This is a genomic window from Inquilinus limosus (assembly GCF_002195995.1).
GTDB classification, from domain to species: domain Bacteria; phylum Pseudomonadota; class Alphaproteobacteria; order DSM-16000; family Inquilinaceae; genus Inquilinus; species Inquilinus limosus_C.
This window is the reverse complement of record NZ_NHON01000058.1, coordinates 24884-38833: the sequence shown is the minus strand read 5'-3', so window position 1 is coordinate 38833 and position 13950 is coordinate 24884. Positions and strand designations below refer to the sequence as shown.

Below are 13950 nucleotides of genomic sequence, written 5' to 3'. Positions count from 1 at the left end.
GGACGGGGAGGACAGGGGCGGCCGGATCGGCTGGCGGAGGAGGCTGGTCCCGGCGATGCCGATGGCGGTGCTCTACGCGCTGCTGCTGTACGGCATGGCCCTGCTGTTCGACCAGCTGGACAACACCGGCGGCGGCGCCCTGCTGATGTTCGCCTTCCTGTTCGGCGTCCCGGCGGCGACGGCCAGCGTGGCGGTGATGGCCGCCGATCCGCGCGGCGAGGCCGGCGGCGGCCGGCATGCCCTGATCGGCGCCCTCGTCACCTCCGCCTTCCTGGTGGTGGCGATGGTGCTGCTGGCCGAGGGCGGGATCTGCGTCATCATGGTCTCGCCGCTGTTCTATGGCGCCTCGATCCTCGGCGCGCTGGTCACCGGCCTGCTGCTGCGCCGGACCCGCGGCCGGGCGGCCGCCCTGGTGCTGGTGCTGGCGCCGGTGATCGGCATGCCGGTGGAGACCCAGGCGACCTATCCGGAGCGGACCGGAACGGTGACCACGGTGATCGAGATCGCGGCGCCGCCGGAGGTGGTGTGGCGCAACACCCTCTCCATCCCCGACATCCGGCCGGAGGAGCTGGGCTGGACCTTCAGCCACGCCATCGTCGGCGTGCCGCGGCCGGAGGATGCGCGGCTGGAGGGGCAGGGCGTCGGCGCCGTGCGCCACCTGCGCTGGGGCCACGGCGTCCATTTCCAGGAATGGATCACCGGCTGGGAGCTGAACCGGTCGCTGGCCTGGACCTTCCATTTCGCGCCGGATTCGATCCCGGCCGCGATCGAGGGCCATATCCGGGTCAACAGCCCCTATCTCAAGCTGACCGGCGGCCACTATACGCTGGACCCGCTGCCGGGCGGGCGGACGCGGCTGACGCTGCAGACCGACTATTGGATCCAGACCCCGATCAACGCCTATTGCGCCTGGTGGGGCGACGTCTTCCTCAACGACTTCCACGGCATCGTGCTGGGCGTGATCAAGGCGCGCTCCGAGCGCGCCGGCGCCGTGTAGGACTTACGCCGCCTCGAGCGCCGCCAGGATCTCCGCATCCTCCAGGTCGCCGTCGAAATCGACCAGGTCGTAGCCGTCATCGTCGCTCCAGCCCTCGGCCTCGAACGCCTCGTCCGGCATCACCGTCAGCATCGCCAGCATCTGGCCGGCGACGGCGACGCGGTCGAACTCGTCGCCCGAGGGCGGGTCGCAGCTGATGGTCAGGCACTCGATCACCTGCTGCAGCACCCAGCGCTCCTGCGCCGGCGGCAGGTCGCCGTCGGACCAGCTCTCGCGCACGGTGCGCAGCCGGACCAGGATGTCGGAGGCGTTCGCCCGCAGGGTGAGGATCTCGTCCTGGCGGCTGACCCAGGAGGTCTGGAGGGAGGTCGCGGGCGCCGTCGCCGGCTGGACCCGATCGTCGGCAATTCCTATGACGGACATGACACCATCCTCCAAGCCGATGCGTCTCAAATGAGCATGACTAAATACCTACAACCTACGGGATTTTATCTAATTTGCAAATGATCCAATTGGGGTGCATCGCCGAATCTTTGAGGCAGGGAAGGGGCGGCGGCTCAGCCGCCCTTCACCGCGCCCGAGGTCAGGCCGGCCACGATCTGCTTCTGGGCCACCACGGTCAGCACCAGCACCGGGATCACCACCACCAGCGCCGCGGCGGAGAGCGGGCCCCAGCTGACCTGCTCGAAGGTCAGGGAATTGTAGACCGCGACCGGCAGGGTGCGGGTGGTGCGCCCGGCCAGGACGATGCCGAACACGAAGTTGTTCCAGGAGAAGATGAAGGACAGCAGCAGCGCCACGGTGATGCCCGGCCGGGTCAGCGGCAGGACGACGTGCCGGAACACCTGCCAGCGGTTGGCGCCGTCGATCCGCCCGGCCTCCTCCAGCTCGATCGGCAGGGCCTCGAAATAGGAGATCAGGACCCAGATCACGATCGGCAGCGTGATCACCAGATGGGTGATGATCTGCGGCCACAGCGTGCCCATCAGCCCCAGCCAGCGGAACATCAGGAACAGCGGGATCAGGTAGCTGAGGCCCGGCGTCATCCGCGCGATCATGACGACGACGGACAGCTTGGTCGCCTTGGCCCGGGCGATGCCGTAGGCGGCCGGCGCGCCGATCACCAGGCCGATCAGCGTGGCGCTGCCGGTGACGATCAGGCTGTTGATGAAGTAGCGGCCGAAGGAGTTCTCGGCGAAGACCTGGGCGTAGTTGCTCCAGGCCAGGGTGGTCGGGATCAGCACCGGCGGATAGCTGATGTTGTCGACCTCGGGCTTCAGCGACAGCGACAGCATCCACAGGAAGAACAGCAGCGCCGGCGACACGATCACCAGCACGGCGAAATACAGCGCGGCGCGGCGAAGGGCCTTCGAGAGGGGGCGGGGCATGGTCGTCCTCCTCAATTGGCCGCGAGCTTGGCGCGCTGGCGCAGCCACAGCAGCGCCAGGGACATGGCGACGACGATGCCGAAGAACACGACGGCGATCGCCGAACCGTAGCCGATGTCGTAGAAGCTGAAGGCCTGGGTGTAGAGGTAGATGTTGATCGTCTCCGACGCCGTGCCCGGGCCGCCCTGGGTGATGGCGTAGATGATGTCGAAGCTCTTCAGCGCGTCGATCGAGCGGATGATCACCGCCACCATCAGGAAGGGCGAGATCATCGGCAGGGTCAGGTAGCGGAACTGCTGCAGCCAGCTGGCGCCGTCGATCTGGGCGCTCTCATAGGGCTCGGCCGGCAGGGCGGACAGGCCGCCCAGCACGATCAGCATCACCAGCGGCGTCCACTGCCAAGTCTCGACCAGCACCAGCGACGGGATCACCGTGCCCTGGTCGAACACCCAGAGCGAGGGCGGGATGCCGACCAGGCTGAGCAGGTAGTTCAGCACGCCCAGCTGCGGGTGGAACATCATGGTCCAGACCAGGGCGATGGCGACCGGGGTCGCCATCATCGGCATGATCACGATGCCGCGGGCCAGGCCGCGCAGCGGGAAGCGCTCGTTGAACACCAGCGCCGCCGCCAGGCCGAGGACCAGCGGCAGCAGCACGGACAGGACGGTGTAGATCACCGTGTGCCACACCGCCTCGCCGAAGCGGGCGTCGGCGAACAGTCGGGCGTAGTTGTCGAGGCCGATGAAGCCGCCGGCGCCGGTGGCCTGCCAGTCATGCAGGCTGACCCAGCCGGTGAAGGCCCAGGGGAAGACGATCACCGCCCCGACCACCAGCACCGCCGGCAGGATGAAGGGCAGATAGGTGCGCAGGCTCGGCGCGACGGCGTTCGGCCGCCGCGCCCGCACCCGCCGCCCCCGGCCCGCCCCGGCGTCCACGGCTGTCACGACCTCAGGCCTCGCTCTTGTCCAGGATCGGCTTGAACTGCTCGGTCGCCTTGGCCAGCTCGGCCGCAGGGTCGGCCCCGCCGGCGATGTTGGTCAAAGCGATGCCGAAGATGTCGCGGAACTCGTTCACCGGCACGATCACCGGCAGGCCGAGCTGGCTGACCTTGGACGAGCCGACGACGGCATCGATCCAGTCGGCCGGCAGGGTCACGCCCTTGCGCACCTCGGCGTCGTTCAGGATCGAGGTGCGGAACGGCACGCCCGAGCCGCTCTGCAGCAGGTCGGCCTGCACCGTGCGCGACACCGCCCACTGGCAGAACAGGAAGGCGGCCTCCTTGTTCTCGCTGGCCGCGGCCACGCCGATGCCATCGCCGAAGGTGGCGGAGGCCTGGGCCTTCGGGCCCTTCGGCATGACGCCGTAGCCGACCTTGCCGACCACGCGCGACAGCTTCGGGTCCTCCAGCGGCTTGGCGAAGCCGACCCCGTCCAGCCACATCCCGACCTTGCCCTGCAGGAAGGCCGACTGGCATTCGTTCCAGTTGAAGCCGGCGACGCCGGGAGGGGCCGCCTTGGTCAGCAGGCGCTGATACAGCTTCGCCGCCTCGACCGCGCCGTCGGAGGTGGTGGCCAGGCTGCGGTCCGCGGCCAGCGGGGCGACGCCGTTGCCGAGCATGAAGGAGGTCCAGACCGGGACATTAGCGTTCTTCATGCCGCGGGCGACGAAGCCGAAGGTGCCGGCGGCCGGGTCGGTCAGCGCCTCGGCGGTGGACACCATCTCGTCGAAGCTGGTCGGGTATTTCAGCCCCTTGGCGTCGAACAGCTCCTTGTTCCAGTAGATGATCCAGTAGTCGACGCTGAGCGGCAGGCTGCCGACCGCGCCGTCGGCCGCGGTGGCATAGGCCAGGCCGGCGCTGGAGAAGTCGTTCAGGCTGAGGTTCGGATCGGCGAGGGCGGGGTCGGCCAGGAACGGCCGCAGGTCGGCCAGCCAACCGCCCTTCTCGAACATCCGCTTCTGCACGTGGTAGCTGAGATGGATGACGTCGAAGCTCGGCGCGCCGCTGTTGAACTCGACCACCGCCTTCTGCCGCTGCTGCTGCTCCGGCGTCTGCTCCAGCCCGACATCGATGCCGGTGAGGTCGGTGAACTCCTTCAGGTTCCGGGCGATGGTCTCGCTGCGCGGGCTCTTGACCAGGTTCACCTCGATATGGGTGCCGGCGAACTTCTTCCAGTCCGGCGCGGCCCAGGCCGGACGGATCCGGGGCAGGGCGCTGGCCGCGGCGGCGGCCGCGGTGCCGGCGAGCAGCGAACGGCGGCTCAGATTCGAAAAGGGTCCCATCGTTTCCTCCCTTGCTTGTTGAGTCGGGCTCAGCCCGGCTGGTTCACATTACAGCCCGAGGGCGCGGTTGCGGGCGTTGGCGATATGCGCCGTCATCGCCTCGGCGGCGCGGACCGGATCCCGGCTCGCGATCGCGTCGATGATGCCGAGATGCTCCCGCATCACCGGCACGACCAGCCCGGCGATGCCGGTCAGCTCGCGCCGGATCAGCCGGATCTTGATCGAGTTGACGCGATAGGCCTTGGAGATGATCTCGTTGCCCAGCGCGTCGATGATGATGTCGTGCAGGCCCCAGTCGGTGGCCTGGGCGTCGTCGATCACCTGCTGGGTCGGACCCTCGGTCTCGACCCGGGCGATGATCGCCTCGTGCTGCGCCCGCAGCGCCGCCAGGCCCGCATCGGTGACCGAGCGGGCGAAGGCGGCGGTGGCCTCCTTCTCCAGGAACAGCCGGAACTGGTAGGCGTCGCGGATCATGGTCAGGTCGATGTGCATGATCTGCATGCCGCGCTGCGGCACGGTCTTGATCAGCCCCTCGGCCTCCAGCCGCGGCACCAGCTCCCGGATCGCGCCGAGCGGCATCTGCGTCAGCGCCACCAGCTCGCGCTGGGAGATGAACTGCCCGGCACGCAGGTTGTTGGCCAGCAGGTGCTGGGTGAAGCTGTCATAGGCCTTTTCGCGCAGCTTCAGCGGCTCGACCCGGTCGTCGTTCATCCGGCAGCCGCCATGGTGGTGAACAGGCTGTCGGCCGCCGCGCCCAGCCGCGCCGCCTCGCCGGGCGACAGCGGCTGCAACGGCGCCCGGGTGGCGCGCCAGGCGGGATCGCCGGTGCGATGCGCCACCAGCGCCTTGACCGCCGGGATCACCGGATAGGCCAGCAGCGCCTCGACCAGGCGGTGGATGCGCGGGTCCTCGCGCCCCTCCTGCACCAGCGGCAGCATCGCCTCGGGGTAGATGTTGGCGAGGCCGGAGATGGCGCCCTGGCCGCCCAGCCGCACCGCCGCGGCCAGGCAGCGCTCGTCGCCGATCAGGATCGCCAGGTCGCGATGCGCCGCCAGCAGGGCCTGGGCATAGTCCCAGCTGCCGGAGGAATCCTTGACGCCGCGGATCACCTCCGGAAAGGCCTCGCGCAGCCGGCCGATCAGCTCGACCGACAGCGGCACCTGGGTGACGCTGGGGATGTGGTAGAGGATGACGCCACGGGCGGCGGCGCCCAACTGCTCGAACACCCGGGCGAACCAGCCGAACAGGCCGTCATCGCCGACGCCCTTGAAGTAGAAGGGCGGCGGCAGCAGCAGCGCGTCGGCCCCGAACTCCAGCGCCAGCCGCGCCTGCGCCACGGCGTCTTCGGCCGAGGAGGCGGAGATGCCGCCGACCAGCTGCCGGCCCTCGATGCCGGCGCCGGCCAGGGCGCCCAGCACCTGCTCGCGCTCGGACAGGGAGAAGGCCGCGCCCTCGCCGGTGGTGCCGAAGGCGGTGACGGTGCGGCAGCCCTGCGCCAGGCACCAGCGCACATGGGCGACGAAGCGCGGGAAGTCGACCCCGCCATCGGGCCGGAAGGGGACGGTCAGTGCCGCGGAAAGTCCGAAACGCTCGGCTGGCTGGGCCACGTCCATCTCCCTGGGTGGGCCGCCTTCGTTGCTGCGCGGCCAGTGATGTCGATCTGACATGTCAGTCGTAGCGCGAGGGAGGGCGAGCGTCAATATGTCGAACAAAAAAGTGTCTGCCTCATCACCTCAAACCCGTCCCATAGAGGACCGTCATTGCGAGGAGGCGAAGCCGACGAGCAATCCAGGGGCCGGTTCGCATTGGCCCCTGGATTGCTTCGCTGCGCTCGCAATGACGACTTTATCGCGTCTGGGCCGCCAGCTCTGGCAGTGCCGCGTGGATCCGGGCGATGTGCTCCGGCCCGATGCCGCAGCAGCCGCCGACCAGCGTGGCGCCGAGCCCGACCCAGCGCCGGATCCAGCCGAGATAGCTGTCGGGGTCGAGATCGGCCCGCAGCTCCGACAGGCCTTCATTGGCGGCGGCGTCCTCCCGCTGCGGCGGGAAGGCATTGGCGTAGACGCCGATCCGGGCGGGGGCCGAGCCGATCACCCGGGCCGCGGCGGCGACCGCGTCGCCCATCGCCTCGGGCTGGCTGCAGTTGAACAACACGGCCTCGGCGCCGAGGTCGAGCGCGGCCCGAACCGCCTGCTCGACCGGCTCACCGGAGCGCAGCCGTGGCGCGCCGGGTTCCGGCTGTTCGTCCTCGATGGTGTAGGAGACCCACAGCGGCTTGCCGGTCCCGGCCACGGCCCGGGCCGCCGCGGCGACCTCGCGGATCGAGCTCTGCGTCTCGGCCAGCCAGAGATCGACATGCGGCGCCAGCCCGTCGACCAGGACACGGGCGATCTCCGGCGCGCGCTCCGGCTCGAACAAATCCGGCCGGTAGGAGCCGAACAGCGGCGGCAGCGATCCCGCCACCCGCACCGGGGTGGCCGCCGATTGCGCCGCCTGGCGCGCCAGCCGGCCGGACAGATCGGCCAGCTCCAGCCCCCGGGCGGCAAAGCGGTCCTCGCCGATGTGGAAGGGCACGACGGCGTAGCTGTTGCTGGTGATCACCTCGGCCCCGGCGGCGATGAAGGCCGCATGCGCCGCCTGCACCGTCTCCGGCGCCTCGATCAGCGCCAGCGCCGACCATTCCGGCTGCCGGAACGGCGCCCCCATCCGGGCCAGCTGCCGCCCCATGCCGCCATCCAGCAGCGTCACGCCGAGTCCTGACATGTCGACTCCCCGCATTCCATCCGGATCGACACTGCCGCCCCGGCCCCGTCGCCGCGAGGAATATCGACTCGTCATGGCGAGCCCCGAAGGGGCGTGGCCATCCAGCGGCTCGATCCCTGGATGGCCACAGCGCTGCGCGCCTCGCCATGACGGGGAAGGGGCCGAAGAGGCGATCTCAAGGACAGCGGTGGCGGCTCATCCTCCGCATCCCGGGTAGTCTCAATCACTTCGGCGGCACTGTCCCCTCCGGGCCGGCCTGGACCAGGCCCATGCCCATGGCCAGCCACACCAGATGGGCGTCGGTGCGGGCGCCGACCTTGGCCTTGATCTGGTAGTGGTAGTTGCGCACCGTCTTCAGGCTGAGATGCAGCGAGGCCGCGATCTCCTCATCCGACCAGCCCGAGGCGACCAGGCGCAGGATCTCCGCCTCGCGCGGGCTGAGATCGTCCAGCGGCGAGACCGGCCGGGCGAGGCGCTCGGCGGCGATCTCGCGGGCGACGTCGTCGCTCATCGCCCGTCCGCCCTTGGCGACGACCGCTATCGAGCTGACCAGCTCGGCGGCATCGCTGCCCTTGGTGACATAGCCGGCGGCGCCGGCCTCGAAGGCCTTCAGCGCGAAGCCGGCGCCGCTGTGCATGGTGAAGATCAGGATCCGGGCGTCGCGGTCCCATTGCCGGATGTGCCGCAGCGCCTCGATCCCGCCGACGCCGGGCAGCGACAGGTCCATCACCACCACGTCGGGCCTGGTCTTCTGATAGGCCTGGTAGGCGGAGGCCGCGTCATCGGCCTCGGCCACCACCCGATAGCCCGGCGTGCGCTCCAAGAGGCGGCGATACCCCTCCCGCACCACGGGGTGGTCGTCGACCAGCAGGATGGTCAGCCCGGTCACGCCGGCACCGCCGCTGCCTCCGACGCGCCGAGGGGGATCAGCGCGGCAACGCGCACGCCCCAGCGCGCCTGGCTGATCGACAGGCTGCCGCCCAGCGCCGTCACCCGCTCGCGGATGCCGAGGATGCCGTAGCCCGGGGCCCAGCCCAGGCGCGACAGGGTGCCGCCGCCGTCATCCTCGACGCTCACGGCCACGGCGTCGCGGCCCTCGGCGTCGACCCGCTGCACCTGCAGCCGGACGTCGCGCGGCTTGCCGTGGCGGGCGGCGTTGGTCAGGCATTCCTGGGCGATGCGGTAGATGCTCAGGCTGGTGGCCTCCGGCAGCCCGGCGAGATTGCCGACGATGTCGAGATGGAAGGCCGCCTGCCGGTCCTTCTGCGCGTTCCACCCGCCGACCAGCTGGGCCAGGCTGGCCTCCAGCCCCAACTCCTCCACCTCCTGCGACCGCAGCCGGGCCAGGGCGCCGCGCAAAGTCGCCGACATCCGCTTGCTGGTCTCGCGGATCGACCGCGCATCCTTGGCGAGGTCGGGGCGGTCCGCCGCCTCCAGCTCGATCACCGTGGCCAGGGCGCCGACGGCGGCGAGGCACTGGCCGAACTCGTCATGCAGGTCGCGGGCCAGGGCCCGACGCTCCTCCTCCTGCACCTGGAACAGGCGGTTGGTCAGCGCCATCCGCTGCGCCGTGGTCTCGGCCAGGCGGGCGGTCAGGTCGTTGACCGCGCGGGAGATGCGGTCGAATTCCTCGGTGCGATAGCGGGGCAGGCGATAGCTGTAGTCGCCGCGCTCCAGCCGCTTCAGCCCGGCGACGATGGTGCGGGCGGGCATCAGCGACTGGCCGATGAACAGGGCGGCGAGGATGCCGATGCCCGCCGCCAGCATCGCCGCGACGCTGAGCACGACGTCGATCTGGTGCCAGGCCTGGCGGATCGCGGCGCCGCGGTCCGGCTCCGCCGTCACCACGCCCGCGGTCGGCTGCCGCGTGGTCAGCGGCCGCTCGACCCGGGCATAGGGGCCGAACACCTCGTCATAGAAGCCCTGGAACCAGGCCGGGGCGGCGTCGCCCACCGTCTCCAGCTGGCTGCAGAGATGCCGCGGCGCCTCGTTGCCCGGGGCGAAGGTGACGCAGACGCCGGGCGAGATCACCTTCATCGTCGCCAGCGTCTCCCAGGCGGGGACGGGGATCAGATGGTCGCGGGCCAGCCCGCCGCGGTACAGCAGCTCGCGCCAGTAGAGGTTTTCGAGCGCGCCCGCGACCCGGTCGGCGGAGGACGCCGCCTCCGTCTCGATGGCGCGGTGCGTGTCGACCAGCACCCAGCCGACGGCGCAGGCCAGGCAGAGCAGGACGATCGCGGCGAGACGCAGGACGAGATGAACGAACAGGGTCATGGGCCGCCCCCGCACGAAGGGATCTTGCCGATACTGGTCGCCGCCGGCCCGGGCTGGCAAGCGCGCAGGCCGCGCCGGGGCCAGGTTCGGGCAAATTGCCCAACGCGTCTCGTGACCGGTGCCCAGGCCCGTGGTCGGCCCGGCCGATAGGCTCCGGGACGATCGCGACCAGCCGCCGGAGCTTCCTGGATGAGCGAGACCGACTTCGACCTGCCCGGGCGCGATCCGCTGCCGCCCTGGCTAATCTTCACCGGCGTCAGCGTCTTCGGCTTCGTGCTGCTGTGGTATTTCGGCCTGATCCAGCGGATGGCGGTGAGCGACCCGACGCACATCTCCTCGGTCATCGCCGTGCTCTACGTGGCCGCCAGCCTGCACTGTCTGTGGCGCGTCCTGGCCGTGTCGCGCGAGGGCGATGCCGCGCTGAAGACCGCCAGGGCGGTCGGCCGCAACGGCGCCGCGATGATGGCCGGCGATGGCGACCTGCCGCCGGGCCTGGTCGCCGCCCATATCCGCGACCTCGTCACCAAGGCGGGACTGCAGGGCGGAAGGCGGCTGGACCAGACGCTGCTGCTGCGGGTCCTGGCCAGCCGGCTGCGCGGGTCGAACGCCTTCGGCGCCTTCGCCGCCGACACGCTGATGAAGCTGGGCCTGCTGGGCACGATCATCGGCTTCATCATGATGCTGGCGCCGATCGCCGGGCTGGACGCCGGGGACAAGGAGGCGGTGCGGTCGTCGATGTCGCTGATGAGCGACGGCATGGCGGTGGCCATGTACACGACGCTGGTCGGGCTGGTCGGGTCGATCCTGCTGAAGATCCAGTACTCGCTGCTGGACAGCGCCACGGCACGGATCTTCGCCTTCGCGGTCGACCTGACCGAGGTGCATGTCGTCTCGGCGCTGGACAGCCGCGCGGCCGCCGAATGATCGACGATTTCGACCTGCTGCCGCGCGACGAGGCCTTCGATCCGTTCAGCGTGGTGCTGTTCAAGGCGCTGCAGATCCTGGCCTTCCTGTTCTTCGTCGCGCTCTTGATCGTCGCGCCGGAGGCGAAGGAGGGGAAGGTCGACAGCAAGGCCGAGTTCATGATCAGCATGGACTGGCCGGACAACCATCCCGACGATTTCGACATCTTCGTCCAGGACCCGCTCGGCAATGTCGTCTGGTACCGGCGGCGCGACGCCGGCTTCATGGTGCTGGACCGCGACGACCGCGGCGGGCTGAACGACTTCGTGCTGGTCAACGGCGTCAAGGTGCCGACCGCGACGCGGCAGGAGCTGGTGACCATCCGCGGCATCGTCGCCGGCGAATACACGGTCAACATCTATCACTTCGCCGCTTTGACCGGGAAACCGGTGCCGGTGACGGTCACCGTGCAGAAGCTGAACCCGATCGTGACGATCGTGGCGAAGGAGACGATCGACTCCGCCGAGGGTGGGTCGGAGCGCACCATCGTGCGCTTCACCCTGGACGATAAGGGGACCGTCACCGGCACCAGCCGGGTGGCGCGGTCGATCCTGCAGACCTTCAGCCGCACCTGGCAGGTCGGCCGGCCATGAAGGGAATGGTCATGAGGAGGGGAGCATGACCGGCCTGGAAAGCAGTGTCGTCGGGCTGGCCGTGGCCTATGTGCTGCTGAGCGTGCTGCTGCTGGCGGTGCTGATCCGGCTGCCGGTGCGGCGCTGGTTCAAGATCGGCGCCATCCTCGCCGCCAGCGCCGCCTATGTCGCGGTGTTCTTCGCCACACAGGGTCTGCTCGGCTGGTCGGCGCCGGTGGCGGTGCCGGCGCGCTTCCAGGTGCTGTGGACGCGGGTGCTGGAGCCGAACCCGTCGCGCGGCGACCCCGGCGCCGTCCATCTGTGGCTGGAGGAGCTGGACGACGCCAACCTGCCCAGCGGCGTGCCGCGGGCCTACCGGCTGCCCTATTCGCCGGAGCTGGCCGGCAGGGTGTCAGCCGCGCAGGCGGAGATCGAGAAGGGCCATCCGCAGGGCGGCCGGGCGCAGTTCTACGGCGCCCCGCTGCACGACGCCGTCATCGGGCCGGTGGACGCCGGTGCGCCGCCGGGCGGCGACCCCTCCGGCGGCGGGCTGCTCGACCCCGAATTCCTCGGCGGCCAGTCGAAATCCGTCGACCTGATCCCGCTGCCCAAACCGGTGCTGCCGCCGAAGAACATTCCTTGAGCGGACTCTGAGGCCTTTCGGGATGCGCTGGCGTGAGTCGGCTGGTGGTGGTTTCGAGAACCGGAGCGCAGCGCACGTTTGGTGCGTGAGCACCGGAAGCGGAGAAACCGCCATCAGACGGCCGCGCCAGTAGCATTCCCGGAAGGGCTCACGCGGGCCACTCCACGATGTGGTACTCGTACTCATCCTCCTCGACCTCGGTCTCGGAGATCACCTTGTCGCGCACGCTGATGCCGGCCAGGTGCACCGTCTCCGGGTCGCCCGAGACCAGGGGGTGCCACCAGTACAGGTCGTGGCCCTCGGACAGCAGGCGGTAGGCGCAGGTCGACGGCATCCAGCCGAGATGGTCGACATTCTTCGGCGTCAGCTGCACGCAATCCGGCACGTAGCGGCGTCGCGTCGGGTAATGCGTGCAGCGGCAGCTGTGGGTGTCCAGGAGCTTGCAGGCGATGTCGGTGTAGTCGACATTGGGCGTGTCCGGCGGCTCGTCGGCGTCGCGCAGCTTGTGCAGGCAGCAGCGGCCGCAGCCGTCGCACAGCGACTCCCATTCCTTGCGGGTCATCTCGTCCAGGCGCTTGCGGCGCCAGAAGGGCTTGGGGTCGGTCACGGCCGGGCCTTCATGGGCGGGCCAGCGGCGGCAGCGGCGCCGGGTGCAGCGCCTCGAAGGCGCGGGCGGCGCGCAGCACCAGCGCGTCCTGGAACATCGGGCCGACGATCTGCAGCCCGATCGGCAGGCCCGCCGCGGTCAGGCCGCAGGGCACGCTGGCGGCCGGCTGCTGCGTCAGGTTGAAGGGATAGCTGAAGGGCGTCCACTCGGCCCAGGTGGCGCCGTCCGGCCCCTGCGGCAGGTTCTGCCCGGCGGCGAAGGCGGGGATCGGCAGCGTCGGCATCAGCAGCAGGTCCCAATCCTGGTGGAACTGGTTCATCTTCACGCCCAGCCGGCCGCGCGCCAGCGTCGCCCTCGTGTAGTCCAGCAACGGGATCGCCGCGCCCATCGCCGCCACGGTGCGCAGGCCGGGGTCGATCAGCGCGTGCTTCTCCTCCGGGATCGTGGACAGCAAGGTGGCCGCCCCGACGCACCAATGGGCGCGGAACACCGGGCCGGTGTCCGGCAGGTCCAGCGTCACCGTCTCGACCCGGGCGCCGAGCTCGGCGAAGACCCGGGCCGCCTGCGCCACCGACGCCGCGATCTCGGGGTCGACCGGCGCGTTGTCCAGCGTCGGGGCGAAGGCGATGCGCAGGCCGCGCACCCCGTCCTCCAACCCCTGAGTGAAGTCGGTGACCGGGAAGGGCAGGGCGGTCCAGTCGCGCGGGTCCGGCTGCGCCATCACCGACAGCATCAGCGCGCTGTCGCGCACCGTCCGGGTCATCGGCCCGAGATGTGAGACGGTGCCGAAGGGGCTCAGCGGATAGGCCGGCACCCGGCCGAAGCTGGGCTTGAGGCCGAAGATGCCGGTGAAGCCGGCCGGGATGCGGATCGACCCGCCGCCGTCGCTGCCGATGTTCAGCGCCGCCATGCCGGTGGCTGCCGCCACCGCGGCGCCGCCGGAGGAGCCGCCGGGCGTCTTCGTCGGGTCCCAGGGGTTGCGGGTGATGCCGGTCAGCGCCGAATCGGTGACGCCCTTCCAGCCGAATTCCGGCGTGGTGGTGCGGCCGACCAGCACCGCCCCGGCCGCGCGCAGCCGCGCCACCGACGGCGCGTCCTGGTCCCAGGGGCCGGCGGGGTCGACCGTCCTCGACCCGCGCAGCGTCGGCCAGCCGCGGGCCAGCACCAGGTCCTTGACCGAGGTCGGCACGCCGTCGATCGGGCTCAGCGGCTTGCCCTCGCGCCAGCGCGCCTCCGCCTGCCGGGCCTGGGCCAGCGCCTCGTCGCCATGGATGCCGCAGAAGGCGTTGAGCTGCGGGTTCAGCCGCTCGATCCGGGCGAGGCTGGCCTGCGTCGCCTCGACCGGGGAGAGGTCGCGGGCGGCGTAGAGGCTGGACAGCTCGGCTGCCGACAACAGGGCCGGATCGGTCACGCGGGGTCTCCCGGGTCGCTGTGGGGTGACGCAAGGGCGTCATGCCCATCAT

The 13950-nt window shown here is 70.5% G+C and carries 15 protein-coding genes; 4 read left to right on the top strand and 11 right to left on the bottom strand.

The genetic code is table 11. The features are described from left to right. The coding region (locus tag BWR60_RS24900; protein WP_218823661.1) for a hypothetical protein at positions 1-997 on the top strand (997 nt) is incomplete at its 5' end. Positions 998-1000: 3 nt separating this feature from the next. Here BWR60_RS24900 and BWR60_RS24895 read toward each other — a convergent pair. The 9 genes from BWR60_RS24895 to BWR60_RS24855 form a co-directional block, all read right to left on the bottom strand. Continuing rightward, entirely contained in the window at positions 1001-1420 is a 420-nt protein-coding gene (locus tag BWR60_RS24895; RefSeq protein ID WP_088154022.1) for a hypothetical protein, read from the bottom strand. A gap of 134 nt (positions 1421-1554) precedes the next feature. Further along, positions 1555-2385, bottom strand: a complete 831-nt coding sequence (locus BWR60_RS24890) for a carbohydrate ABC transporter permease (RefSeq protein ID WP_088154020.1) — start codon at positions 2383-2385, stop codon at positions 1555-1557. Positions 2386-2396: 11 nt separating this feature from the next. After that, complete coding sequence (locus BWR60_RS24885) at positions 2397-3329, bottom strand: carbohydrate ABC transporter permease (protein ID WP_088154018.1); 933 nt, start codon at positions 3327-3329, stop codon at positions 2397-2399. Between the two features lie 4 nt (positions 3330-3333). After that, positions 3334-4665: an ABC transporter substrate-binding protein gene (locus BWR60_RS24880; RefSeq protein WP_088154016.1), complete on the bottom strand. Its 1332-nt coding sequence runs from the start codon at positions 4663-4665 to the stop codon at positions 3334-3336. 48 nt (positions 4666-4713) lie between these two features. After that, positions 4714-5376 (bottom strand): GntR family transcriptional regulator, encoded by a 663-nt coding sequence (locus BWR60_RS24875; protein WP_088154014.1) that lies wholly within the window; start codon positions 5374-5376, stop codon positions 4714-4716. Beyond that, positions 5373-6272, bottom strand: coding sequence for a dihydrodipicolinate synthase family protein (locus tag BWR60_RS24870; RefSeq protein WP_088154026.1), 900 nt, complete (start codon positions 6270-6272; stop codon positions 5373-5375). Before BWR60_RS24870 ends, BWR60_RS24875 begins: the two co-directional genes overlap by 4 nt. A 238-nt stretch (positions 6273-6510) precedes the next feature. Beyond that, positions 6511-7428, bottom strand: coding sequence for a homocysteine S-methyltransferase family protein (locus BWR60_RS24865; RefSeq protein ID WP_088154012.1), 918 nt, complete (start codon positions 7426-7428; stop codon positions 6511-6513). Positions 7429-7651: 223 nt separating this feature from the next. After that, positions 7652-8317 (bottom strand): response regulator, encoded by a 666-nt coding sequence (locus BWR60_RS24860; protein ID WP_088154010.1) that lies wholly within the window; start codon positions 8315-8317, stop codon positions 7652-7654. Next, positions 8314-9702 carry a histidine kinase gene (locus BWR60_RS24855; protein ID WP_088154008.1) on the bottom strand — a complete coding sequence of 463 codons (1389 nt, stop codon included), beginning with the start codon at positions 9700-9702 and terminating at the stop codon, positions 8314-8316. The genes BWR60_RS24860 and BWR60_RS24855 overlap by 4 nt, the downstream gene beginning before the upstream one ends. 189 nt (positions 9703-9891) lie before the next feature. On the opposite strand from BWR60_RS24855, the gene BWR60_RS24850 reads away from it, so the two are divergent. The 3 genes from BWR60_RS24850 to BWR60_RS24840 are packed head-to-tail and all read left to right on the top strand — an operon-like array spanning position 9892 to position 11880. Continuing rightward, on the top strand, positions 9892-10626 hold the full coding sequence (locus BWR60_RS24850) for a MotA/TolQ/ExbB proton channel family protein (protein WP_088154006.1): 735 nt from the start codon (positions 9892-9894) through the stop codon (positions 10624-10626). Then, complete coding sequence (locus BWR60_RS24845) at positions 10623-11258, top strand: hypothetical protein (protein ID WP_088154004.1); 636 nt, start codon at positions 10623-10625, stop codon at positions 11256-11258. The genes BWR60_RS24850 and BWR60_RS24845 overlap by 4 nt, the downstream gene beginning before the upstream one ends. A gap of 25 nt (positions 11259-11283) precedes the next feature. Continuing rightward, positions 11284-11880 carry a hypothetical protein gene (locus BWR60_RS24840; protein ID WP_088154002.1) on the top strand — a complete coding sequence of 199 codons (597 nt, stop codon included), beginning with the start codon at positions 11284-11286 and terminating at the stop codon, positions 11878-11880. 148 nt (positions 11881-12028) lie between these two features. Here BWR60_RS24840 and BWR60_RS24835 read toward each other — a convergent pair whose 3' ends face one another. Next, entirely contained in the window at positions 12029-12487 is a 459-nt protein-coding gene (locus BWR60_RS24835) for a YcgN family cysteine cluster protein (RefSeq protein WP_088154000.1), read from the bottom strand. 10 nt (positions 12488-12497) lie between these two features. Next, positions 12498-13898 (bottom strand): amidase, encoded by a 1401-nt coding sequence (locus tag BWR60_RS24830; protein ID WP_088153998.1) that lies wholly within the window; start codon positions 13896-13898, stop codon positions 12498-12500. Between the last annotated feature and the right edge of the window lie 52 nt (positions 13899-13950).